The organism is Amycolatopsis solani (assembly GCF_033441515.1).
In the GTDB taxonomy this organism is placed as follows: domain Bacteria; phylum Actinomycetota; class Actinomycetes; order Mycobacteriales; family Pseudonocardiaceae; genus Amycolatopsis; species Amycolatopsis solani.
In genome coordinates this window covers 262,684-285,271 of sequence record NZ_JAWQJT010000001.1, presented here as the reverse complement: position 1 = coordinate 285,271, position 22,588 = coordinate 262,684, and the positions used below count along the sequence as shown (strand labels likewise).

28 protein-coding genes are annotated in these 22,588 nt (G+C 71.9%); 12 read left to right on the top strand and 16 right to left on the bottom strand.

Going from position 1 to position 22,588, the window contains the following annotated elements; translation table 11 throughout:
- Window positions 1-89 precede the first annotated feature (89 nt).
- The 3 genes from SD460_RS01390 to SD460_RS01380 form a co-directional block, all read right to left on the bottom strand.
- Window positions 90-719 carry a Maf family protein gene (locus tag SD460_RS01390; RefSeq protein ID WP_290053484.1) on the bottom strand — a complete coding sequence of 210 codons (630 nt, stop codon included), beginning with the start codon at window positions 717-719 and terminating at the stop codon, window positions 90-92.
- Window positions 720-1,006: 287 nt separating this feature from the next.
- Window positions 1,007-2,620, bottom strand: a complete 1,614-nt coding sequence (locus SD460_RS01385) for a DHA2 family efflux MFS transporter permease subunit (RefSeq protein WP_318305839.1) — start codon at window positions 2,618-2,620, stop codon at window positions 1,007-1,009.
- A complete protein-coding gene (locus SD460_RS01380) occupies window positions 2,601-3,227 on the bottom strand; it encodes a PadR family transcriptional regulator (RefSeq protein ID WP_290053479.1) in 627 nt (208 codons plus the stop codon). Before SD460_RS01380 ends, SD460_RS01385 begins: the two co-directional genes overlap by 20 nt.
- Before the next feature lie 172 nt (window positions 3,228-3,399).
- On the opposite strand from SD460_RS01380, the gene SD460_RS01375 reads away from it, so the two are divergent.
- Together SD460_RS01375 and SD460_RS01370 are read left to right on the top strand one after the other, a co-directional pair.
- On the top strand, window positions 3,400-4,293 hold the full coding sequence (locus SD460_RS01375; RefSeq protein ID WP_290053477.1) for an LLM class flavin-dependent oxidoreductase: 894 nt from the start codon (window positions 3,400-3,402) through the stop codon (window positions 4,291-4,293).
- 9 nt (window positions 4,294-4,302) lie between these two features.
- The gene (locus SD460_RS01370; RefSeq protein ID WP_290053476.1) at window positions 4,303-4,761 is read left to right on the top strand and encodes a MarR family winged helix-turn-helix transcriptional regulator; all 459 of its coding nucleotides are present in this window, start codon (window positions 4,303-4,305) and stop codon (window positions 4,759-4,761) included.
- Here the strand turns inward: SD460_RS01370 and SD460_RS01365 are convergent.
- From SD460_RS01365 to SD460_RS01340, 6 genes are read right to left on the bottom strand one after another with little or no spacing between them, the layout of a single operon-like run.
- Window positions 4,758-4,979, bottom strand: coding sequence for an acyl-CoA carboxylase subunit epsilon (locus SD460_RS01365; RefSeq protein WP_290053474.1), 222 nt, complete (start codon window positions 4,977-4,979; stop codon window positions 4,758-4,760). The genes SD460_RS01370 and SD460_RS01365 overlap by 4 nt on opposite strands.
- Window positions 4,976-6,613, bottom strand: a complete 1,638-nt coding sequence (locus SD460_RS01360; RefSeq protein ID WP_290053471.1) for an acyl-CoA carboxylase subunit beta — start codon at window positions 6,611-6,613, stop codon at window positions 4,976-4,978. The genes SD460_RS01365 and SD460_RS01360 overlap by 4 nt, the downstream gene beginning before the upstream one ends.
- 26 nt (window positions 6,614-6,639) lie before the next feature.
- Entirely contained in the window at window positions 6,640-7,302 is a 663-nt protein-coding gene (locus tag SD460_RS01355; protein WP_290053468.1) for a response regulator, read from the bottom strand.
- Window positions 7,299-8,402, bottom strand: a complete 1,104-nt coding sequence (locus SD460_RS01350) for a sensor histidine kinase (RefSeq protein WP_290053465.1) — start codon at window positions 8,400-8,402, stop codon at window positions 7,299-7,301. The genes SD460_RS01355 and SD460_RS01350 overlap by 4 nt, the downstream gene beginning before the upstream one ends.
- A gap of 35 nt (window positions 8,403-8,437) precedes the next feature.
- A complete protein-coding gene (locus SD460_RS01345; RefSeq protein ID WP_290053462.1) occupies window positions 8,438-9,229 on the bottom strand; it encodes an SRPBCC family protein in 792 nt (263 codons plus the stop codon).
- A 31-nt stretch (window positions 9,230-9,260) separates the two neighbouring features.
- Complete coding sequence (locus SD460_RS01340; protein ID WP_290053460.1) at window positions 9,261-9,677, bottom strand: MarR family winged helix-turn-helix transcriptional regulator; 417 nt, start codon at window positions 9,675-9,677, stop codon at window positions 9,261-9,263.
- A gap of 79 nt (window positions 9,678-9,756) precedes the next feature.
- Between SD460_RS01340 and SD460_RS01335 the strand changes: the two genes are divergently transcribed.
- On the top strand, window positions 9,757-10,320 hold the full coding sequence (locus SD460_RS01335) for a flavodoxin family protein (RefSeq protein WP_290053457.1): 564 nt from the start codon (window positions 9,757-9,759) through the stop codon (window positions 10,318-10,320).
- A 59-nt stretch (window positions 10,321-10,379) separates the two neighbouring features.
- The gene (locus SD460_RS01330) at window positions 10,380-10,541 is read left to right on the top strand and encodes a hypothetical protein (protein ID WP_290053455.1); all 162 of its coding nucleotides are present in this window, start codon (window positions 10,380-10,382) and stop codon (window positions 10,539-10,541) included.
- On the opposite strand, the gene SD460_RS01325 is transcribed toward SD460_RS01330, so the two are convergent.
- A complete protein-coding gene (locus tag SD460_RS01325) occupies window positions 10,507-10,872 on the bottom strand; it encodes a winged helix-turn-helix transcriptional regulator (RefSeq protein WP_290053453.1) in 366 nt (121 codons plus the stop codon). The genes SD460_RS01330 and SD460_RS01325 overlap by 35 nt on opposite strands.
- An 83-nt stretch (window positions 10,873-10,955) precedes the next feature.
- On the opposite strand from SD460_RS01325, the gene SD460_RS01320 reads away from it, so the two are divergent.
- Both SD460_RS01320 and SD460_RS01315 read left to right on the top strand, forming a co-directional pair.
- On the top strand, window positions 10,956-11,813 hold the full coding sequence (locus tag SD460_RS01320) for an NAD(P)-dependent oxidoreductase (RefSeq protein ID WP_290053452.1): 858 nt from the start codon (window positions 10,956-10,958) through the stop codon (window positions 11,811-11,813).
- Entirely contained in the window at window positions 11,810-12,559 is a 750-nt protein-coding gene (locus SD460_RS01315) for an SDR family oxidoreductase (RefSeq protein ID WP_290053450.1), read from the top strand. Before SD460_RS01320 ends, SD460_RS01315 begins: the two co-directional genes overlap by 4 nt.
- Here the strand turns inward: SD460_RS01315 and SD460_RS01310 are convergent.
- The gene (locus SD460_RS01310) at window positions 12,543-13,271 is read right to left on the bottom strand and encodes an NAD(P)H-dependent oxidoreductase (protein ID WP_290053447.1); all 729 of its coding nucleotides are present in this window, start codon (window positions 13,269-13,271) and stop codon (window positions 12,543-12,545) included. The two genes, SD460_RS01315 and SD460_RS01310, sit on opposite strands and share 17 nt — an antisense overlap.
- Before the next feature lie 71 nt (window positions 13,272-13,342).
- On the opposite strand from SD460_RS01310, the gene SD460_RS01305 reads away from it, so the two are divergent.
- Window positions 13,343-14,341 carry a GlxA family transcriptional regulator gene (locus SD460_RS01305; RefSeq protein ID WP_318305838.1) on the top strand — a complete coding sequence of 333 codons (999 nt, stop codon included), beginning with the start codon at window positions 13,343-13,345 and terminating at the stop codon, window positions 14,339-14,341.
- Between the two features lie 19 nt (window positions 14,342-14,360).
- Window positions 14,361-15,224 (top strand): transglutaminase-like domain-containing protein, encoded by an 864-nt coding sequence (locus SD460_RS01300; protein WP_290053444.1) that lies wholly within the window; start codon window positions 14,361-14,363, stop codon window positions 15,222-15,224.
- Here the strand turns inward: SD460_RS01300 and SD460_RS01295 are convergent.
- Window positions 15,181-16,080, bottom strand: a complete 900-nt coding sequence (locus tag SD460_RS01295) for a LysR family transcriptional regulator (RefSeq protein ID WP_290053442.1) — start codon at window positions 16,078-16,080, stop codon at window positions 15,181-15,183. The genes SD460_RS01300 and SD460_RS01295 overlap by 44 nt on opposite strands.
- A gap of 96 nt (window positions 16,081-16,176) precedes the next feature.
- On the opposite strand from SD460_RS01295, the gene SD460_RS01290 reads away from it, so the two are divergent.
- Entirely contained in the window at window positions 16,177-16,560 is a 384-nt protein-coding gene (locus tag SD460_RS01290; protein WP_290053440.1) for a nuclear transport factor 2 family protein, read from the top strand.
- A gap of 358 nt (window positions 16,561-16,918) precedes the next feature.
- Here SD460_RS01290 and SD460_RS01285 read toward each other — a convergent pair whose 3' ends face one another.
- From SD460_RS01285 to SD460_RS01275, 3 genes are all read right to left on the bottom strand, one after another.
- Entirely contained in the window at window positions 16,919-17,530 is a 612-nt protein-coding gene (locus SD460_RS01285) for a TetR/AcrR family transcriptional regulator (RefSeq protein ID WP_290053438.1), read from the bottom strand.
- A gap of 25 nt (window positions 17,531-17,555) precedes the next feature.
- Complete coding sequence (locus SD460_RS01280; protein WP_290053434.1) at window positions 17,556-18,374, bottom strand: class I SAM-dependent methyltransferase; 819 nt, start codon at window positions 18,372-18,374, stop codon at window positions 17,556-17,558.
- A gap of 70 nt (window positions 18,375-18,444) precedes the next feature.
- Window positions 18,445-18,774: a DUF6223 family protein gene (locus SD460_RS01275; protein ID WP_290053432.1), complete on the bottom strand. Its 330-nt coding sequence runs from the start codon at window positions 18,772-18,774 to the stop codon at window positions 18,445-18,447.
- A gap of 152 nt (window positions 18,775-18,926) precedes the next feature.
- On the opposite strand from SD460_RS01275, the gene SD460_RS01270 reads away from it, so the two are divergent.
- Together SD460_RS01270 and SD460_RS01265 are read left to right on the top strand one after the other, a co-directional pair.
- On the top strand, window positions 18,927-20,027 hold the full coding sequence (locus SD460_RS01270) for a sensor histidine kinase (RefSeq protein ID WP_290053429.1): 1,101 nt from the start codon (window positions 18,927-18,929) through the stop codon (window positions 20,025-20,027).
- Window positions 20,024-20,701, top strand: coding sequence for a response regulator (locus tag SD460_RS01265; RefSeq protein WP_290053426.1), 678 nt, complete (start codon window positions 20,024-20,026; stop codon window positions 20,699-20,701). Before SD460_RS01270 ends, SD460_RS01265 begins: the two co-directional genes overlap by 4 nt.
- Here SD460_RS01265 and SD460_RS01260 read toward each other — a convergent pair.
- Window positions 20,674-21,696, bottom strand: a complete 1,023-nt coding sequence (locus tag SD460_RS01260) for a C40 family peptidase (protein WP_290053425.1) — start codon at window positions 21,694-21,696, stop codon at window positions 20,674-20,676. The genes SD460_RS01265 and SD460_RS01260 overlap by 28 nt on opposite strands.
- Window positions 21,697-21,777: 81 nt before the next feature.
- Between SD460_RS01260 and SD460_RS01255 the strand changes: the two genes are divergently transcribed.
- The gene (locus SD460_RS01255; RefSeq protein ID WP_290053422.1) at window positions 21,778-22,575 is read left to right on the top strand and encodes a biotin--[acetyl-CoA-carboxylase] ligase; all 798 of its coding nucleotides are present in this window, start codon (window positions 21,778-21,780) and stop codon (window positions 22,573-22,575) included.
- Window positions 22,576-22,588 lie beyond the last annotated feature (13 nt).

The following is a 22,588-nucleotide window of genomic DNA, read 5'->3' as shown; positions in this document are numbered from 1 at the left end:
GGTGCTCGAAAATTTCTCGTCTTGCCTCGTCAGGAGAACGTTAGGCAAGAGCGGACTCTTCCGGATCACCCGTTCGTGTGGCGCCCTTCTCAGGATGCGGGACGCTCCCAGAGATCCACGACACTGACGCCGACCTCGGCCAGCAGCCGGCGCGTCAGCGGCAGGCTGATCCCGATGACGCTCGTGTGGCCGCCGTCGAGCCCTTCGACGAACCAGCCGCCCCGGCCGTCGATCGTGAAGCCGCCCGCCACGTGCAGCGGTTCGCCACTGGCGACGTAGGCGTCGATCTCGCGCTCGCTCGGCGTGCCGAACCGGACGGTCGTCGATTCCCAGCCCGCGGCCTCCTTGGCGCGCGTGCCGCCGTCGAGCCGGACGACCGCGTGTCCGGTGAGGAGTTCACCGGATGTCCCGGCCATCGCGGCCCAGCGCTGCCGCGCGATGTCCGGATCGGCCGGTTTGCCGACCATCTGCCCGCCGATGTCGAGCATCGAGTCGCAGGCGACGACGACGGCGTCGGGGTGCACCGCGGCGACCTTGTCGATGACGGCTTCGGCCTTGGCCGCGGCGAGGGCGGCGACGAGTTCCGAAGGCGAGGGATCGGTCAGCGCGGCGGCCACGGCGTCCTCGTCGACGCCGGAGACGAACACGGCGGGATCGAGGCCAGCGGAGCGCAGGAGGGCGAGCCGGGCGGGGGACTGGGAAGCGAGGACGAACTGCACCCCGGGAACCTACCCGGCCGCCCGTCGTGACCGAATTGTGACCGGCACCACTTCGCGGGAGAGTTATTTTGTTGTGGCTCGCAACATATGGATCCGGCGCGGGAGGTGCCCATGACCGTGCGCGTGACGGAATCGACGCCGGTACCGCGGTCGTCGTGGTGGACGAAACGCCGCGCGCCGCGCCGGGCCGGCTCGGCCCGGCGCCGGAGCTGATTCCGGACCAGAGACCACCGCTCCCGCGGTCCGTGCGAGCCCCCGGCACCCGACACCGGGGGCTCGCACGGTTTTCAGGCCGCGGCGGCTTCGGGCGCCGGCGCCGGGGTTTCCCAGCGGGGCTTGACCTTCCGCAACAGCGCCGCCGACAGGATCCCCAGCAGCAGCACGCCCATCGGCAGCAGCATCGTCACGCGGGCGGCGTCGGTGAGTCCACTGTGGACCGCCTCCGAAGCCAGCTTCCCCGCCTGCGCGGCGATTTCCGCCGGCAGCCCCGGCATCGGCGCCGGCCCGCCGGCCGAACCGAACTCGCCGGTGCTCGCGGCGGCGTGCGCGATGCCGTCGGCGAACGGCGCCCGGTACTGCTCCGGCAGCTGCGAAGCCGCCTTCGTCGCTTCGTCCGCGATGGACGCGCTGATCCGCGCCTGCAGCAGCACGCCGATCGCCGCGCTGCCCAGCACGCCGCCGACCTGGCGGGCGGTGTTGAAGATGCCGGACGCCGTCCCGGCCAGCCGCGGCTCGACCGACCCCATCGTCATGTTGCTCATCGGCGAGAAGATGCAGCCGATGCCGAGCCCGCACAGCAGCAGCGCCGGGATGAACGCCCACGGGCTGCTCGTCGGCGTCGCCTGCAGCGCGATGACCCCCAGCCCGGCCGCGAGCGCGGCGAGGCCGAAGATGACCAGGTACTTGCCGTTCACCTTGTCCGACGCGCGCCCGATGAACGGCGCCACGATCCCGGACAGCAGCGACATCGGCGCGGTCAGCAGGCCGCCCATGGTCGGGGTCAGCCCGAGCACCGACTGGATGTAGATGACCAGCGGCAGGAACATGCCGGTCATCGCGAAGCCGACGGTGGTCGCGGTGAGCGTCCCCGCGGAGAAGTTCCGGTTCGAGAACACCTGCAGCGGCAGCAGCGGCTCACGCTTGTTGAAGCGCTGCCACACCAGGAACGCGGCCAGCAGCACCACGCCGGCGCCGATGATCTCGAAGACGGTGATACCGCCGAAGACCGTGCCCCAGTCGTACTGCTGGCCGTTCTGGACGCCGAACACGATGCAGAGCAGCGCCGCACTCGACAGGAAGATCCCCAGCAGGTCGAAGGAGTGCGAGTGCTTCGGCTGCCAGTCCGGAACCAGCAGCAGCGTCAGCACGATGGCGATCACGCCGATCGGCACGTTGACGATGAAGATCCACTCCCAGCCGAAGTGGTCCACCAGCACGCCGCCCAGCAGCGGGCCGGCGATCGTCGCCAGGCCGGCGACGCCGCCCCACATGCCCATCGCCGGGCCGCGCTTGGCCGGCGGGAAGAGGTGCGTGATGAACGCCAGCGTCTGCGGCGTCATCAGCGCGGCCCCGAGCCCCTGCACGGCACGCGCGGCGATCAGCATTTCGACGTTGCCGGAGAGCCCGCACCACAGCGACGCGCCGGTGAACACGACGAGCCCGGCGAGGAACACCCGCTTCGGCCCGAAGCGGTCGCCGAGCCGGCTGGTGAACAGCATCGGTACCGCGTAGGTGAGCAGGTAGACGCTGATCACCCAGACGACGGAGTTCAGCCCGGCGTTCAGATCGCGCAGCATGGTGGGGATCGCGATCGTCACGATCGTCGTGTCGAGCAGGATCATGAAGAAGCCGAGGCACAACGCGCCGAGCGCGGCCCACGGGTTAGCTTGTCTGGCGTTCATCGTCGTCTTCCCTGGTGATGAGCGTGAGCTTGGGTTGTTCGCAGTCCTGGAACGGGATCCGCCCGGACTTGAGGTCGTCGAGGAGCCGCTCGGTCCACTCGAGCTCGAACTTCCGGTGGTCGCACTGGTAGCGCCAGTCGAGCCAGTAGATCGGCGGCGTGTCGTCGCCGGCCAGCCGCTCCAGCACGGCCTGGTCGGCGGCCACCGCGGCGCGCAGCCGCGTGACCCGGTGTTCGAGCTCGATCAACGAGGTCTCGCGCCCCAGTTCGTCGATCACGGCGAGCCCGGACAGGAAAGCGGGGAACTCGGCGGCGAGATCGCCGAGCAGCTCGCGACCCCGCTGGTTGAACTCGTCGAGGCCCGCCTGCGTCATGCCGTAGACGGTCCGTTCGGGCCGCCTGCCGTCACGCTGCGTGTCGACGACCTCGATGAGTCCGTCGCGCCGCAGGCGTTCCACGGTGTGGTAGAGCGACCCGGCTTTGACGTTGACGCGCGTGTTGACGTACCGCTCCCGCATGAGCTGAGCCATCTCGTACGGGTGCATCGGCTTCTCGTGCAGCAGTTCGAGCACGGCGATACCGAGCGGCGTCAGCTTGGCCGAGGCCATGGCGTGTTCCCTCCAGGTCGGTTATTCCACGTGGACTATACGGCGTGGGGTAGGGACGGGTCCACGGTCGTTTCTGTGACGGTGCGTACACGGTGCGGAGGCAGCTTCTTAAGTAGTTCGCGCTAGGAACCATCCATGATAAGTTCGTAGTACGAACTAACTGGGAGGATTCATGACTCACTTCGGCATCGGCGTCTCCACCGCCACCACAGCCGTCCCCGCCACCCTCGAACTCGCCGTCCAAGCCGACCGCGGCGGGCTCGATCTGCTCACCGTCTCCGATCACCCGTACCACGCCGATCGGCTCGACGCCTACGCCGAACTCGGGGTCCTGCTGGGGAAAACCGAGCGGATCTCCGGGCTCGTCAGCGTCACCAACCTCCCCACCCGGCCCGCGGCGATGCTCGCGCGCACGGTCACGAGCCTCTCGGCGCTGACCGGCGGGCGGATCGTGCTCGGCATGGGTGTCGGCGGGCTTTGGGACGACATCGCGCGGCTCGGGTTCACCAAGCTGACACCCGGCCAAGCCGTCCGCGCCTTCGAAGAGGGCATCCGGCTGGTCAAGCTGCTCGGCGGGGGCGGTGACCCCGTCACCTTCGACGGCGAGTTCCACCGGGTCACGAACCTCGTACCCGCGCAAGAAGCCATGCCGCCGGTGTGGACCGGGTCGGTCGGGCCGAAGTCGCTCGCCGTCACCGGGCGGGTGGCCGACGGGTGGATGCCGGGGCACGCCGCCGACTGGCTCAGTGAGCGGTACCGCACCTCGCGTCCCGTGATCGACCAGGCCGCCGTCGATGCCGGGCGGGAGCCGGGTGCGATCGTCACCGTTTACAACTTCCCGGGCCGCATCACCGCGGAACCGCTCGCCAAGACCCGCGGCGACGACGGAAGGTGGATCGGGGGCTCGACCACGCAATGGATCGAGGAGCTGACCGGTGCGGTGCTGGAGCACGGCGCCGCCGGCTTCGTGCTCTTCGGGCCCGGCGGTCGCACGCCCGACGAGACCGCCGCCGCGCGGTGGGCCGGGGAAATCGTGCCCGCCGTGCGCGAGGCCGTCGCGAAGTAGGCTGTGGGGATGGGGAAAAGCGGGGAGGACCTCGGTGTGGTGGCCGGGCTCGTGCGGGCGTCGTTCCTGGTGAACGCCGTCTACGCCGAGTCGGCCCGCGAGTACGGGCTCACCGTGCAGCAGGGCCAGCTGCTGTGCGTGCTGATGGCGCAGCCCTACGGCATGGGCGAGCTGGGCGCGACGCTCGGCCTGGAGAAATCGAGTCTCACCGGCCTGGTCGACCGCGCGGTGCGGCGCGGGCTCGTCCACCGCGAGCCCGACCCGGACGACCGCCGCGCCGTGCACGTCGTCCTGACCGGCGAAGGCCGCGAGCTCGCGGAGCACTTCTACGCGGCGACGTGCCGTCGGATCGACGAGCTGGCCGCGAACCTGCCCACCGCGGACCGCGACCGGCTCGCGACGCTGCTGGGCCGGATCGTGCGGGAAAACGAGGTCCCGACCGTCTTCCTCGACGCCCTGCCGCGTTAGAAGCCGGGCAGCCCCGAAGCGCGCCAAGCACCTTCGCCGGCGTGGAGCGGCTTGCGCAGCGAAGCCGCGTGATCGCCCCACCACGACGTGCGCGGCTTCGGCTTCTCCGCGGGCGAAGCCGCCGATGCCGCGGCGACGACCGCCGTCAGCGCCGCCAGTTCGGCGTCGCTCGGGTTCCCGCGGACCACCCGCAGCAGGGGACGCTCTTCGCCGGTCACAGCGGGATGTTCCCGTGCTTCTTGGGCGGCAGCGACTCGCGCTTGTTCCGCAGCAGCGACAACGCCCGCGCGACGTGCCCGCGGGTGTGCGCCGGCACGATGACCGAGTCGACGTAACCGCGTTCGGCCGCCGCGTACGGGTTGAGCAGCGTGTCCTCGTACTCCTGGATCAGCTCCGCGCGCAACGCGTCGACGTCGCGACCCTCGTTCGCCGCGTTCGCCAGGGTCTTGCGGTGGACGATGTTCGCCGCGCCCTGGGCACCCATCACCGCGACCTGCGCGGTCGGCCACGCCAGGTTGATGTCGGCGCCGAGGTGCTTGGACCCCATGACGTCGTACGCGCCGCCGTACGCCTTGCGCGTGATGATCGTGACCAGCGGGACCGTGGCCTCCGCGTAGGCGTAGATGAGCTTCGCGCCGCGGCGGATGATGCCGTTCCACTCCTGGTCGGTGCCGGGGAGGAAGCCCGGCACGTCGACGAAGGTCAGCACCGGGATGTTGAACGCGTCGCAGGTGCGCACGAACCGCGCGGCCTTCTCGGACGCGTCGATGTCGAGGCAGCCGGCGAACTGCGTCGGCTGGTTGGCGACGACGCCGACGCTCTGCCCGTCGACGCGCCCGAAGCCGACGATGATGTTCGGCGCGAACAGCTCGTGGACCTCGAGGAAGTCCCCGTCGTCGACGACGCGTGTGATCACCTCGTGCATGTCGTACGGGGTGTTCGGCGAGTCCGGGATGATCGTGTCGAGCTCGCGGTCGGCGTCGGTGACGTCGTCGAAGAAGCCGGCCGGGGCGTCCGACGGCTCGAACACGGGCGCGTCGGACAGGTTGTTCTGCGGCAGGTAGGAGAGCAGTTCCTTGACGTAGGCGATGGCGTCTTCGTCGTCGTTGCCGAGGTAGTGCGCGACGCCGGACTTCGTGTTGTGGGTGCGGCCGCCGCCGAGCTCCTCGAAGGTGACGTCCTCGCCGGTGACCGTCTTGACGACGTCCGGGCCGGTGATGAACATCTGCGAGGTCTCGTCGACCATCACGACGAAGTCGGTCAGCGCGGGGGAGTAGACGTGCCCGCCCGCGTTCGCGCCCATGATCAGCGAGATCTGCGGGATGACGCCGGACGCCTGGACGTTGCGGCGGAAGATCTCGCCGTAAAGGCCGAGCGAGACGACGCCTTCCTGGATGCGCGCGCCGCCGCCTTCGTTGATGCCGACGATCGGGCGGCCGGTCTTGATCGCCAGGTCCATGACCTTGACGATCTTCTCGCCGTAGACCTCGCCGAGGCTGCCGCCGAAGACGGTCACGTCCTGGCTGAACACGCACACCGGGCGCCCGTCGACGGTGCCGTACCCGGTGACGACGCCGTCGCCGTAGGGCCGGTTCTTCTCCTGGCCGAAGTTGGTCGAGCGGTGCCGGGCCAGCTCGTCGAGCTCCACGAACGAGTTCTCGTCGAGCAGCAGCTCGATCCGTTCTCGCGCGGTTTTCTTGCCCTTGGCGTGCTGTTTCTCCACCGCACGGGCCGAGCCCGCGTGCACCGCCTCGTCGTACCGGCGGTACAGATCGGCCAGCTTGCCGGCCGTGGTGTGGATGTCCGGTTCATCCTCGGGCGGCGTCCCGAGCGGCTCCGTCGCACTGCTCATGCCACGGGAGCTTAGCTACTTGCCGGTCACTTCGCGTGTGGCGTAGGCAACGTCCGGCCGACCAGGCCGGATTCGTACGCCGCGATCACGAGCTGCGCCCGGTCGCGGGCCGAGAGCTTGTGCAGCAACCTCCCGATGTGCGTCTTCACCGTCGCGATCCCCAGGTGCAGGCGCGCCGCGATCTCGTCGTTCGACAGCCCGCGCGCGATCAGGGTCAGCACCTCCTGTTCCCGTGCCGTCACGCCGTCCAGGCGCGTGACCGGGCCCGTCGGCAGCCGCGCGAACTCGGCGACCAGCCGTCGCGTCACCGACGGTGCGAGCAGCGCGTCGCCGGATGCCACGACTTCGATCGCCGTCAGGAGGTCCGCCGGGCGCGTGTCCTTCAGGAGGAACCCGCTCGCGCCCGCGCGCAACGCCGCGTAGACGTACTCGTCCAGGTCGAACGTCGTCAGCATCAGCACCCGGGCTTCCGTCGAAGCGCTGATCAGGCGCGTTGCCTCGATGCCGTCCATCGAAGGCATCCGGACGTCCATGAGCACGACGTCCGGCCGCTCGCGCCGCGTCAGGGCGACCGCCTCGACGCCGTCGGAGGCTTCGGCGACCACCTCCAGGCCCGGGGCGCTGTCGACCAGTACCCGGAAGCTGCCGCGGAGCAGGGCCTGGTCGTCGGCGATCAGGACGCGGGTCATCGGGCCACCGCCGTCTCGTAGGGGAGCCGCGCGAAGACGCGGAAGCCGTCGTCGGAGGGGGTCGCGGAGAACTCGCCGCCGTAGACGGCCACGCGCTCGCGCATGCCGATCAAGCCGTGGCCCGGGGTCGCGTCGCCGCCGCGGCCGTCGTCGCGGACTTCGATGGCGACCTCACCGTCGCCGCCCGTGACGCGGATGCGGCACGTCGTCGCGGCCGCGTGCTTGACCACGTTGGTCAGCGCCTCCTGCACGATCCGGTACACCGACTGGCCGACGCCGGCCGGGAGTTCGTCGAGGCCTTCGACGGCGAGGTCGACCGGCAGGCCGGTCAGCTGCGCGCGGTCGGCGAGCGCGCGCAGGTCGGCGAGCGTCGGCGCGGGCGCGAGGGCCGGGACGCCGGTGCCGTCGCGTAGCACTCCCAGCACGCGCCGCAGTTCGGCCAGCGTCTCGCGGCTCGTGTCTTCGATGACCCGCAACGCTTCCCGCGCCTGGTCGGGCTGTTCGAGGGCGACGTGGTTGCCGACCGCCGCCTTCACCGCGATCAGGCTCATGCTGTGCGCGACGACGTCGTGCATCTCCCGCGCGATCCGCAGCCGTTCCGCGGAAACCGCTTCCCGCGCGTGGTTTTCCCGCTCGATCGCGGCGTACTCGCGGCGGCCGTGGACGGCGATGCCGAGCGCGAACCCGACGATCAGCGCCGACGCCCCGAAGTTCACCGTCGTCGCGGTGCTCGGGTTCGGCACCGCGATGCCGAGCAGGCCGATCCCGAGCAGCCCGGCCGCGAACCCGACCCGCGAGGCGCGGCTGCCGCGGTGCACGACGAACGTGTACAGCGCGCACCCGGCCGCCACCACCGCGACCGCCAGCACCGGCCCGCCGATCGGGATCGCCGCCGCGGTCAGCACGAGGGAAAGGACGTAGGCGGGCCGCGGCCACCAGCGCCGCAGCAGGATCGGGGTGACGCTGGTCAGCAGGATCGCCCAGCCGAGCCAGGCGGGCAGCCACGGCGGCAGCGTCCACGCGCCGGCGGCGAGATTGCCGCCGGCGCCGATCGCCAGCACGAGGACGGCCAGTACGTCGAGAACCACGCGAACGCGCATGAACCGAACGTAATGCGGACCCCGGCGGGCGCGCGTCAACCCTGGGGCGGACGCTCCGCGTAGTGCTTCCGCGCGGCCGCCACGCGGTCGGGCGTCCAGTCCGGCAGGACGACGTCGTGAGTGGCGGCGAACAGCTTGTCGAGCTGCTCGTGCCGCCGCGCCAGCTGCGCGGCGACGTCGGCTTCGCGTGCCTCGGTGAACTCGACGCGGGTGCCGTCGAGGGGATCCTGGAGCACGTGCCAGCCGGGTTCGTCCGGCAGCAGCGCCCGGACTTCCTCGACCGGCTTCCAGCCGAGGTCGCGGCGGAAGCGGATCGTCCCGTCCGCGAGCACCTCGCCGTCGCCGAGGCCGAATTCGTCCACATAGGACGCCATGCGGGCGTGCCAGTCCGGCGGCTGCTCGGCGTCGCGGCCGGACAGCCACGCGTCGAGGGCGTCGAGGCAGAAGTCCCAGCCGGCGGCGTTGCGGCCCGCGGCGAGCTTCGCGATCGCCGGGTCGCCGCGGCCGAAGGTGTGCGTGAACTCGAGGAGGCTGCCGTCGCCGTCCGGGGAGATCAGCCAGCGCAGGGTGTCGTCGTTCCAGACGAAGGTGAACTCGCGCGGCGGGTCGGCCGTCACGACCCGCCCGGTCGTCGAGGTGTCCTCGCCGGGGAAGGTGAACCGGATCGCGCCGCCGTCACGCAGCTCGACGTCGACCTTGGCCGGGAACCAGTGCTCGAGTTCGGCCGGATCGGTGATCGCCAGCCAGACCCGCTCGGGCGCGTGCTTCAGCCGGCGTTCCAGCCGGAGGACGGGACGGTCGTCGTCGGTCAGCAGGTTCGCGGGCATGCCTGTATATAATCACCGGGGCATATAAGGGTCAAGCGCCGCGGACGGCGGCGACCGCGCCGGCCAGCTCCGGGTCGCTCGCGGCCTGGTCCAGCGCCGTCCGCAGCACCGCGCAGTACGTCGGCTCGGTTTCGGCGTAGCGCTTGCGGCCGGCGTCGGTGATCACCGAGTAGACGCCGCGGCGGTCGTCCTCGCACAGGTCGCGGATGGTCAGGCCGGCGTCCTCGAGGCGGGCGCACATCCGGCTGACCGAGCTCTGGTTGAGCCCGATGGCGTCCGCGAGCTCCTGCATCCGCAGCCCGCCGCGCGGCCCGGCGACCAGCTTGCCGAGCGCGCGGTACTCGGACAGGCCGAGCCCGTGGCGCCGCTGCAGTGCTTTGGCGAGGTCCTGCTCGATCCGGGCGTGCAGCACGAGCATGCGGCCCCAGGACTGTTCGTCGACGGTCATTTCCCGCCCTCCTCTTGACGCCAGGATAGTCCATGGGCAGTCTTTATATGTACATGCAAATAACTGGAGGGGTTCGAACATGAGCGACCGCAGCTTCCTGTTCCTGGTGGGTGCCGCGCGGGCCGGTGGCAACACGGAAATGCTGGCCCGGCGGGCGGCGAAGGCGCTGCCCGGAGACGTCGAGCAGCGGTGGATCCGGCTGCCGGAGGTGCCGCTGCCGCCGTTCGAGGACCGCCGTCACGGCGCGGGTTCGCACCCGGAGCCGGGCGAGAACGAGCAGCTGCTGATGGACGCGACGTTCGCCGCGACCGACATCGTGGTCGTGTCGCCGGTGTACTGGTACTCGCTCGCGGCGAGCGTGAAGCTCTACCTCGACTACTGGTCCGGCTGGATGCGCCTGCCGGTGGAGTTCAAGCCGCGGATGCGCGGGAAGTCGCTGTGGGGCGTCAGCGTGCTGAGCGAGACCGCACGCGAAGCCCAGCCGCTGATCGGCACGCTGGAACTCTGCGCGGAGTACCTGGGCATGAACTGGGGCGGGGTGCTGCTCGGCAACGGCAGCCGCCCCGGCGACGTCCTGCTGGACGAGGACGCGATGGCGGCCGCACCGGCGTTCTTCACCGGCGCGGACCTGGTCACCGCCTAGTTCGCGACGGCCTGCGCGATCCGGCGCAGGCCGTCGACCAGGTCGGCGCCCGACGGCGCGTGGCCCGGGTCGATCAGCCGGCGCTGCCGTCGTCGAGGACTTGGAAGTGGTTCGTCCCGCCGACGCGGGCGTGGCGGAAGTTCCGCAAGCTGATCGAGGAGCTGCCGCTCAAGGCGGGCAACGCCATCACGCTGAAGCGGTATGCGGGGGTGCCGGTGTGACGCCGCGGCGCTTCGCGATGCCGGTCATGTTCTCCTCGCCCCAGTCGCCCAGCGGCAGCAACGCGGTGTTCAGCCGCTGACCCAGCTCGGTCAGCGAGTACTCGACCTTCGGCGGGATCTCGTGGAACACCTCGCGGTGCACCACCTCGTCCGCCTCCAGTTCCCGCAGCGCCTGGATGAGCATCTTCTCGCTGATCCCGGCCACCTTCCGCTTCAGCTCGCCGAACCGCAGCGGCTCGGCGTGCAGCGCCCACAGGATCAGGGCCTTCCAGCGCCCGCCGATCACGTCGACCGCCGCGTCCAGTCCGCAGCGGTAGGTCCGAGGCTGCATGCAGGATCCTTACCTTTGGGTGGGTACCTGACTTATTAGTCGGTACTTGTCCAGTGTAAAGCGCGCCTCGCAGCATGGAACCCATGGGAGAAAGCAAGAAACAGGTGGGCGTGCTCGGCCTGGGGCGGATGGGCGCCGCCCTCGCCGGCGCGCTGCTGGGGGCGGGACACGACGTCTCGGTGTGGAACCGTTCGCCGCTCAAGGCGGGCCCGCTGCTCGACCGCGGCGCCCGGCTCGCGGCCACGCCGGCCGAGGCGGCTTCGGCGGACGTCGTCGTCAGTTGTCTGTCCACATACGACACCCAGCAGCCGGTCCTCGACGCGGCCGCGTTGCGGGGCCGGACGTTGGTGAACTTGACGTCCGGGACGCCGGACCAGGCCCGCGGCGTCGCGAAGTGGGCGGCGTCGGAGGGCATCGACTACGTGGACGGCGTCATCATGGCGGTGCCGCAGGGCATCGGGACACCGGGCGCGCGGATCCTGTACAGCGGCTCGGAACCCGCGTTCGCGGCGCAGCGGGACGTGCTGGCGGTGCTCGGCGAGCCGGTGTTCCTCGGCGAGGACGCCGGGCTGGCGGCCCTGTACGACCTGGCCCTGCTCGGCGTCATGTGGTCGGCGATGGGCGGCTACCTGCACGCGCTCGCGCTGGTCGGCAGCGAAGGCGTCACGCCGGGGGAGTTCACGCCGATGGCCCTGGACTGGCTGTCGTCGGTCGGCGGGTTCCTGACCGGCATCGGCGCGCAGGTCGCCAGCGGCGACTACGAGACCGACGTGTCCGCTTTGGACATCAACGCGGCCGGGCTCGGCATGCTCGTCGAGACGAGCCGTTCGCAAGGGATCAGCACGGAGGTGCCCGCGGCGTTGCGGGCGTTGTTCGACCGCGCGGTGGCCTCGGGCCACGGCGCGCACGCCATCGCGAGCGTCATCGAGGAGATCCGGTGAAGTACCTGGGGAAGAAGGCCGTCGTCACCGGCGGCACGCACGGCATGGGCCTGGCGGTGGTGCGCGCGCTGCTCGACGGCGGCGCCGAGGTGCTGCTGACCGGCCGCGACGTCTCGCCGCTGGAGGGGAAGCTGCCGGGCAAGGCGCACCTGCTGTCGTCGGACGCGGCCAACCTCACCGACGTCGCCGAGCTGGGCGCGGTCGCCGCGTCGGCACTCGGCGAGCTGGACCTGGTGTTCGTCAACGTCGGCTTCTCGACGCTGACGCCGTACGAGGCGGCGACGCCCGAGGTCTACGACCGGACCTTCGACGTCAACACCAAGGGCGCGTACTTCACGGCGCAGCGCCTGGCCCCGCTGGTGCGGCCCGGCGGCTCGTTCGTCTTCACGACGTCGGTCGCGGCCGAGGCCGGGATCGCCGGCATGGGCCTGTACTCGGCGGCGAAGGCGGCGGTGCGGTCGTTCGCGCGCACGTACGCGGCCGAGCTGGCGCCGCGCGGGATCCGGGTCAACGTGGTCAGCCCGGGCTACACGGACACGCCGACGATGGGCGTCACCGGCGTACCGGCCGAAGTGCTGGCGCAGTTCAAGACGACGGGCGACGAAGTCACGCCTCTGAAGCGCCACGCGACGTCCGAGGAGGTGGCGGCGGCGGTGCTGTTCCTGGCCTTCGAGGCCACGTTCACCACCGGCGCCGACCTCCCCGTCGACGGCGGTCTCGGCCAGCGCCTCACCCTGCCCGCGTGAGGTGGACGGCGAGCCCTTCCGCGCCCGGCGCGCGGTCGGGCCGCAGGACGAGATCGTCGTCGTAGTCGCCGCTGTTCTGGGTGCGGAACGGGATCGGTTCCGTCGTTTCGAGTGCGCGGAGGCGGCTTCGCAGTAGGTCGCGGGCTTTCACGAACTGCTCGCCGGACACCCGGTCGGCGCCGAAGACCGGCACCGGCGGCAGCACGGACATCCCGGCGTAGAACAGCGTCCCGTGGTGCAGCGGGAACAGGACGTCGGCGAGCGCGCCGTTCACCCCGCGCGGTCCCATGGCCGGTTCGCGGGCACCCGCGGTGAGCACCACCACCGCGCGCTTGCCCGCGAGCCGGCCTTCGCCGTAGCGCAGCGTCCGGCCGTCTTCGCCGCGGACGCCATACCCGAAGCCCTTCACGAAAACGCGGTCGAACCAGCCCTTCAGGATCGCCGGCAAGCCGTACCACCACAGCGGGAACTGCACGACGACGGCGTCCGCCCAGCGCAGTTTTTCGTGCTCGGCAACGATGTCCGGGCTCAGCCGGTCTTGTTCGTACGCCCCGAAGTCGGCGGCGCCGACCACCGGGTTCCACTTCATCGCGTAGAGGTCCGACTCCCGGACGTCGTGCCCGAGCTCCCGCAGCGTCCGGAGCCCGTCGTCGCGGAGGGCCCCGCTCAGCGAGCGCGGCTCGGGATGCGCGAAAACCCACAAGACGTTCATGACCTCGATGATCACGCCGGTCGCGGGCCGATTCGAGTGGCCCGATGGCCAACCTGTGCAAGAATCGGGCCATGCCCGAATTCGCGCACCCGAACCGCCACCACGTCGCCGTCCTCGTGCGGCACGGGATGCTCGTGATGGAGCTCGGCATCGTCCACCGGCTGTTCGGCGAGGCGCGTTCGGCGTCGGGCGAGCCGCTGTACGAGGTCGTGACCTGCACGCTCGAGCCCGGGCCGGTGCGCACCGATGCGGACTTCACCATCCCGGTCGACCGCGGCCCCGAGGTCCTGGCCGAGGCGGACACGGTGATCGTCCCGGCGTCCCGAGTCGAGTACGAGCCGCTGGCGCGCGTGCTGACCCCGCCGCTCGAAGCCGCGCTCGCCCGCATCCCGGAGCGCGCGCGGATCGCGTCGATCTGCACCGGCGCGTTCGTGCTCGCCGCGGCCGGGCTCCTCGACGGCCGCCCGGCCACCACCCACTGGCGCTCCGCCGAGGAACTGCAGGAGCGCTTCCCGGCGGTCGACGTCGACCCCTGCGTGCTCTACACCGACGACGGCGACGTGCTGACCTCGGCGGGCGTCGCCGCCGGCATCGACCTGGTGCTGCACATGATCCGGCGCGACCACGGCGCCGCCGTGGCCAACGAGGTCGCCCGCGGCACGGTCGTGTCCCCCCACCGCGAGGGCGGCCAGGCCCAGTTCGTCCGCCGCCCGGTACCCGAGCCGCGCACGTCGTCGACGAAGGAAGCGCGAGCCTGGGCCCTGGAGAACCTGCACCGGCCGCTGACCCTGCGCGAGCTGGCGGCCCGCGAGGCGATGAGCACCCGCACGTTCACCCGCCGCTTCCGCGAGGAAGTCGGCATCTCGGCACTGCAGTGGCTGACCCAGCAACGCGTCGAGCGCGCCCGCCAGCTCCTCGAGGAGTCCGCCCTCCCGGTCGACCGCGTCGCCACCGAAGCCGGCTTCGGCACGGCGGCGTCCCTGCGCCAGCACTTCCAAGCGGCCCTCGGGGTGTCGCCGAGCGCCTACCGCACGACGTTCCGCGGCGAACTGGCCGCGCAAGCCGGGTAAATCCCGCTAGCGTCGGCCCATGGACGACTTCTACGTCAGCCAAAGCCGCTTCTCCGACCCGGGCGCGCAGGCGTCCTGGCTCGACGCGACACCCCGCGACGTCGCGGCTTTGCGCGACGCGGCCTTCCAGCTCGTGTTCCACTACTGGGCCCACGGCGACATCACGCAGCACGGCTTTCCCGCTTCGCGCCGCGAAGAGATCACCCTGCGCTACGCGTCGGACATGTTCGCGCGCCTGCGCGAACTCGACCCGGCACCACCCGGTGGACCGCGCCCGCCGTTGCACCGGATCGTCGGCTGCTGCCGCGATTACACCCTCCTATTCGTTTCGATGGCTCGCCACCACGGAATCCCGGCCCGTGTCCGCGTCGGCTTCGCCGGCTACCTGATGCGCGGCTGGTTCATCGACCACGTCGTCGCCGAAGTCCACGACGGCTCCGGCTGGCGCCTCGTCGAACCGGGCTTCGACGAGCCGGGCGGGTTCGACCTCCTCGACGTGCCCCGCGACCACTTCCTGACCGGCGCCGACGCGTGGACGGCCGCCCGCGCGGGCGACCTCGACCCGGCCCGGCTGGTCGTCTCCCCGGACCTGGACGCGCCGTTCCTGCGCGGCCTCCCGTACGCGCGGCACAACCTCGTGCTCGACCTCGCCGCGCTCAACAAGCACGAGATGCTGCAGTGGGACCTCTGGGGCGAGCTCGACACCGCCGCCGCGCTCGACCCGGCGGCCCTCGCCCGCGCCGACGAGCTGGTCGAGCTGATGGCCGGCGCGGACGTCGATCAGCTGCGCGTGGCGTTCGAGGCCGACGACGTCCGGGTGCCGCCGGTGATCCGTTCGCTCACCCCGCCGGCACAGCTCCCGGTCGAGGTCGTGCTTCGCTGAGCTCGATGGCCGTCCGCACGAACCTTGCGATCCGCAAGTCACGCGCGGTGGCCGCCCAGGCGAGTGCGAGCGCGTACGGCGTCGCGTCCACCACCGGCCGGTAGACGACGTCGTGGCGCGACCGCAGGTCGGCCACCGACGCCGGCAGCAGCGCGATCGCCTGCCCGAGCGCGACGGTCTCCAGCAGCTGGGCGCTGTCGCGCACCACGGGCCCCGGCGTCACGGGCCCACCGGTGACGTCCTGCCCCGACCAGTACGCCCGCTCCGCGGCGGAAGAGCCCGGCCAGAGCGGCGTGGCCCGCCCGGCGAAGTCCGCGCAGGTCAGCACCGAACGCCGGGCCAGCTCGTGCCCCGAGGGCAGCGCGGCGACCCGCGGCTCGCTGACGAGCACCTCGACGTCCAGCCCGTCGTGGTCGCCCGGGCACCCGAGCACCGCGACGTCGGCCTGGCCATCGCGCAGCAGGTCGGCCTGTTCGCCGAACCCGCTGACCCGGATCTCCACCGGATCCGGGTGCGCTTCGGCGATCCGCCGGAGCAGATCGGTCGCGACCCCGGGTTTCGCGGTGACGACCAGAGCCGGCAGCTGCTGGACCGCCCGCCGGGTCCGCCGCACCGCCGCGGCGACCGCGTCCAGCGCCTTCGCGGACTCGACGAACAGGACGTTCCCGGCCGGTGTCAGCGACACGTGCCGGCTGGTGCGTTCGAAGAGCTGCACGCCGAGCCGCCGCTCCAGCAACCGGATCGCCCGCGAAAGCGGCGGCTGCGCCATCCCGAGCCGCTCGGCGGCACGCGAGAAGTTCAGCTCCTCGGCGACCGCGCGGAAATACCGCAGCTCACGGACCTCGACATCGTCCATACCGGGAGAGTATCGCGGCAGAGTCCACAGGTCTTTCCCTTTCTGTTTCGCGGATGGTGGGGTTGGTGTCGATAACTCCACAAAGGACGGACAGTGATGACGGATTCGCAGCGGAACAAGGAAGTGGTCCTCGGGTTCCTCCGGGTGGCGTTCGGGGAGAAGCGCCCGGAGGTGGCGTTCGAGACGTACGTGGGCGAGGACTACGTCCAGCACAACCCGCACGCACCGGGGAGTGCGGCGGAATCGGCCAGGTATCTGGCGGGGTTCGTGGCTCGTTTTCCGGAGTTGACGCTGGAGGTGAGGCGGGTGGTCGCGGAGGACGACCTGGTGTGCACGCACAGCTTGATGAGGTTGACGCCGAACGCGCGGGGCAGCGCGATCGCGGACGTGATGCGGGTGCGGGACGGGCGGATCGTGGAGCACTGGGATGTGGTGCAGGAGGTTCCTGAGGCCACGGTGAGCGGGAATTCGATGGTTTAGGCGGGGGTGCGAGGTGCGCGCGCAAGGTTGGGTGGGCCGGGGTTCGTGGGGTGGGGCCGCATTGCGGGTGGTGCCGGGCGGGCCGGTCACGGGTGTGCTGAGCGAGCGACCGGTGGGCTTGCGGGGTGCGAGCGCTGGGGTTCGCGGGCCGCGCGGTGGGTTGTGGGCGGGCAGGGGTGGAGGGTGCGAGGCGCGTGATCCGGGCGGAGGGTGCGGGCCGGTCGCGGGTGGGTGAGCGAGTGCCCGGCGGAGAGGCTCGGGAGCGAGTGCCCGGCCGGTAGGCGCGGTTTCGTGGGAGCGGGCGCCCGACGGATGGGAGCGGGGTGGTCGTCCGGGCCAGTTGGTGGGCTGGGGCCGGCTAGGGGTGGCTGGGTGCTATGCCGTTGAGCACGGTTCTGATCACCGCGGCCGGCTCTGGGGGGTTGGTTCGGCTTGCGTGGGGGAAGATCGTGCCCAGGACCGTCTCGTGGCAGTAGCCCACCAGCAGTACCGCTGTTGCGTCCACATCGGACTCCGGGTGGATCCTGCCCAGGGCTTGCTCTTCCCTCAGGTACGCCAGCAGGCGGTCGCGCCAGTAGCCGGGGCGCTCGCCGATGTCCGTGAAGCGCTGGAGGATCTGGGGGTTGCCGTGGAGGCCGCTGAACACCGGGACGATCATGCGGTGGAGGCCGAGGCCGTACTCCAGGTGGCGGTGGAGGTTGTCCGCCAGTGTTCCTTCGCCCGCCACCGGCAGCTCGCCCAGCAACGTCTCCGCCGTGCGAACGTGCCTGTTCAGGGCCCTGGCCACCAGCTCCTCCTTGTCGGAGAAGTGGTTGTACAGCACGCCGTCGGCGACGCCGGCCGTGCGGGCTATTTCGCGCACGGTCAGGTCCGCAGTGCCGCGGGTGGCGATCAGCTTCTCGGCGGCTTCGACCAGGAGGTCGTACAGGGACTGCCCGTCCTTCTGGGCCGCGGCTCTCCTCGGTGACATCCCCGCCATCGTACGGGGACCTTCGTCAGGACCTCCTTCCCGTGACCAGCCACGCCGTGCCGCGCAGGCGGATCGCGTCTGGGGTCGCGAACGGCGTCAGGGCCGCCGTGAGGGCGTCGGTCGCCTGGGTTGCCGTCGCGGTGTCGACCAGGCCCAGGTGGTGGCGGACCGGGCCCCAGCCGGCGATGAACTTCGCCGCGTCCGGGACGTCGTGGCCCCAGACCTGGTCCGCCTCGACGTGGGTGCACGCCACGTCTTCGAAGCCGGCTTCGGTCAGGACCGCCTTCGTGCGGTCCGGGTCCGCGAACGACGTCGGGCCGCTGCCGTCCGGGCCCGTCGGCTGGGGGAGGTACGGCGCCATCGCGCCGAACAGCCGGCCGAGGTCGGTACCCGCCAGGGCGGTCATGCACAGGAACGCCAGGCGCCCGCCGGGGCTCAGCGCGCGCCGGACGTTGGCGAACGCCGCCACCGGGTCGGCGAAGAACATCACCCCGAACCGGCTGACCGCCAGGTCGAACCCGCCGTCGGGGAACGGGTGGACCTGGACGTCGCCCTGCTCGAACCTCACGTTCGGCACCGGCGCCGCCCGGGCTCGCGCGGTCGCCAGCATCGGCCCGGACAGGTCCACCCCGGTCGCGGTCCGGGCTCGCGCCGCGGCCAGGCGGGTCAGCTGGCCGTTGCCGCAGCCGATGTCGAGCACCCGGTCGTCCGGGCCGACCTGGTCGAGCAAGTAGTCGTTGAAGCCGCTGTTCACCGCGTCATAGCGGTCGGCGTGCGTTGCCCAATGTTCGCCCTCGTAGCCGTTCCACGCCTCGGCTTGCGCGGTGTTGACGATCCCGGTCATGTCCATCCTCCTCGTTGCGAACGCACGTTCATGAACATGTGTTCATCGTGGCGCGCGACCCCGAGGCAAGTCAAGGAGATGTCCTTCGATCACCTGTTCGAGTGGACCGCGCGAGCGCCAGTCCGCTGACGGCCACCGCCACCAGGCCGATCACCAGCGCCGCGTAGCCGCCGACGATCCCGTAGCCGGTGCCCGGACCGCCCTTCGCGGCCGCCACGACCCACCCGCCGACGACCGCGCCCACGGCTCCCGCGACGAGCGCGACCACCCCGCCCACCCCGCCCTTGCCGCGGCGGAGGGCCAGCCCGCCCACGATCACCCCGGCGATACCCAGCGCGGCACCCACCAGGGACCACAGTCGTCCCGGCGTCAGGTCGTAAGCGCTGACGGCGATGTTCATGAGCTGCTCCTTCGCTTCCCGGATCGGATGTCTCCGAGCATGTCCGCGAGGCCGCCGCCGGTCGTCGTGCGCACGTCGGCACTCCGCTACCGCGTTCGCGGTAGCCGGAAAATGCTCCCTGGGCGGCAGTTCGGCGCGGCTAGGGTGCGGGGGTGAGCCGCGCGCGGATCGTGGACGGGGTGATCGCCGCCGGCGTGGCGGTGGCCCAGCTGAGTGCCGGGCTGTCGGCGGACCACCCGCCGTCGGTGCCGGGGTACGCGGCCTTGGTCGCGGGCGGGCTGGCCTTGGCCGCGCGCCGCCGGGCGCCGGTCGCCGTGCTGGTGGCGACCGCGGGGTGCGCGCTGGCCCACCAGGCCGCCGGGTTCGAAGTGCCCGTCGTGGCCTACCTCTTCGCCGTGTACGCGGCGGTCCGGGCGGGACACCGCGTCGCCGCGGTGGTGGCGTCGGTGGCCATGCTCGCCGCGGTCCCGCTCGTGCTCCTGGCTTCGGGCCTGCACGACGCGAACCAGGCCTTCACGCAGTCGCGGGACGTCCTTCAGCTGGCGTGGCTGATCGCGGCCGGCGCGGCGGGGGAGGCACTGCGCCAGGCCGAGCGCCGCGCCGACGAGGCCGAGCGCACCCGCGAGGAGACCGCGCGGCGGCGGGCCGACGAGGAACGCCTGCACATCGCGCGGGAGCTGCACGACTCGCTCACCCACCAGATCTCGGTCGTCAAGGTGCAGGCCGAGGTCGCCGTCCACCTGGCCCGCAAGCGCGGCGAGGACGTGCCCGAGTCCCTGCTGGCCATCCGGGACGCCGGCCGTGAAGCGGCGCGGGAGCTGTGCGCGACCCTCGGGGCGTTGCGCGACGACGACAAGAACCCGCCGCGCGGTCTCGACGACGTCCCGGACCTCGTGCGCCAGGCCCGGACCGCGGGGCTGGACGCGCGGCTGACGGTCGAAGGCGACGGCGCCGGGGTGCCGGCCGCGGTGGGCCGGACCGCCTACCGGATCGTCCAGGAGGCGCTGACCAACGTCGCCCGGCACGCCGCCGCGGCCACCGCGTCGGTCCGGATCGACCACCGGCCCGGCGCGCTCGTCATCCGCGTCGACGACGACGGCCGGGCGACGGTGGCGGCCGCGCCGGCGCCGGGCGTCGGCCTGCTCGGGATGCGTGAACGCGTCACCGCGCTCGGCGGTCGGCTCCAAGCCGAGCCACGCGCCGAAGGCGGCTTTCGCGTCGAAGCCGAACTGCCCGTGGACCACCCGGCATGATCCGCGTCCTGCTGGCCGACGACCAGCCGCTCATCCGCAGCGGCTTCCGCGCGCTCCTGGACGCCGAGGACGGCGTCGAGGTGGTCGCCGAGGCCGCTGACGGCCGCGAAGCCGTGGCGCTGGCCCGCGAACACCTGCCGGACATCGTGCTGCTCGACGTCCGGATGCCCGACGTCGACGGCCTCGAAGCGACCCGGCGCATCGCGGCGGACCCGGCACTGGCGGCGGTGCACGTCGTCATCCTGACCAACTACGGCCTGGACGAGTACGTCTTCGAAGCCCTGCGCGCCGGCGCGGCCGGGTTCCTCGTCAAGGACATCCGGCCGGAGGACTTCCTGCATGCCGTCCGCGTCGCGGCCCGGGGTGACGCCCTGCTGGCGCCGTCGATCACCCGCAAGCTGATCGACCGGTACGTCACCCAGCCGCCCGCCCCCGGGAAGGGGCTCGCCGAGCTGACCAACCGCGAACGCGAGGCCGTCGCCCTGGTCGCGCGGGGCCTGTCCAACGACGAGATCGCCGCGCGGATGGTGATCAGCCCGCTCACCGCGAAGACGCACGTCAACCGGGCCATGGTCAAGCTGCGGGCCCGCGACCGCGCGCAGCTGGTGGTGTTCGCCTACGAGTCCGGGCTCGTGCCGCCGGGACCTCAGGCCGGGCGGCCCGCGCCCGCGTAGTCGTCGCCCTTCGAGTGGTACGTGTGGATCTGGATGGCCTGGCCCTCGGTCGGCGCGTTGATCATCAGGCCGTTGCCCAGGTACAGGCCGACGTGGTGGATGCGCGTCGCCGGGCTGCCGTAGAACACGAGGTCACCCAGGCGCGGCTCCTCCGAGGCCGGCACCGGCGGGAGCGCGCGGAACTGGCTGTCCGCCGTCCGCGGCAGGCCCACGCCCGCGCTGTCGTAGGACGCCTTCGTCAGGCCGGAGCAGTCGAAGCCCGCCGCGCCCGCGTCCGGCCCGTTGCCGCCCCAGACGTAGGGGAGGCCGAGCTGGCCGAGTGCGAAGCGGGTCGCCTTGACCCGGGGCGAGTTCGCCGCGGCCGGGTCCAGCGACAGCGTCGCGTAGAGCTGGGCCATGCCGAGGACCCGCTGGCGGAACAGCTCCGAGTCGCCGCCCGGGTGGTAGGCCGCGATCGCCTTCCACCAGCCCGCGCCGGCCCCGAGGTCGGTGCCGCCCGCGCAGAGCGCCCGTCCGGCCGCGGCCGGCGCGTCTTCGCCGTACTTCTTCGTCTGCGCCGGGGACAGCCCGAGCAGGCTCCCGCCGGCGCGGCCGTGGTCGGACGCCGCCGAGCCCATGCCCGCGAGGGTGACCCACGAGAGGTGGCAGGACGGGGCTTCCTTCCGCAGCGCGCGCTCGCCGTTCGCGTAGCCGATCAGGGCGTCCGCGGGGATGTCGAGGGGACCGGCCAGCTGCTCGGCCCACTGCTGCAGCGGACTCTTGCCACCCTGTCCGGACGCGCCCTGGCCCGGTTCCTGCGCCTTCACCGGTGCGCTGACCTCGAGGACCGACGGGCCCGAAGCCACGTCCCGCGCCACGGGCAGCGGGGCCGGCGCGGGTTCCGGCGAGCGGTCGGCCAGCAGCCAGCCCGCCGTCACCAGTCCCGCGACGAGGGGCAGGGCGACCAGGCCGCGCAGGGCTGCCCCACGGGCCCAGGAACTCGGCTTCGTCGTCACGGGGTCCAACTTAGAAGAGCGCACCTCTAAGTGAACGACTGAGTAGCTTGCACGTTAGGGGGACTCCCATATGGTGGGCACATGGCTGAGATCGATGTCGTCCGGTTGCGAGACGCGCTCCAAGATCGGTACGCGAAGATCGACGTCGTCGAGCGAACCGGTTCCACCAATGCCGACCTGCGGAAAGCGGTCGAAGAAGGCGCTCCGGACCGGACCGTTCTGCTCGCCGAAGAGCAGACGGCGGGGGTCGGGCGCCGGGCGCGGCCGTGGAGCTCGCCGAAGGGTGCCGGGCTGTACCTGAGCATCGCGCTCCGGCCGGGCGTGCCGTTCGCCGCCCTCGGCTCGCTCTCCATCGTCGCCGGGCTCGCCGTGCGCGAGGCCGCCGCGTCCGTCGGGGTCGACGCCGTGCTGAAGTGGCCCAACGACGTCCTCGTCAACGGCGCCAAGTGCGCCGGCATCCTCGCCGAAGCCGTCGCCGGCCCCGAGCCGTCCATCGTGCTCGGCATCGGCCTCAACGTCCTGCCGCTCGGCGACGTCACGCCGGGGCCCGGCGGGCTGCCCGCGACGTCGCTCGCCGAGCAGGGGGCCACCACCACCGACCGCACCGACGTCGCCATCGCGCTGCTCACCGGGTTCGCCGGTCTGGAAGAGCGGTGGCGGCTGGCCGGCGGCGACCTCACCGAAGCCGGGCTGCTCGGCGACTACCGCGCCCACTGCGCGACCCTCGGCCAGGACGTCGAGGTCCAGCTGCCGGACGGGACGTCGCTGACCGGGCGCGCGGCCGACATCGACGCCGCCGGGCAGCTGCAGGTCGACATGGCGGGCGGGCAGCGGCACACCGTGTTCGCGGGTGACGTGGTGCACGTCCGCCCGGCCTGACTTCTCGGGGCGT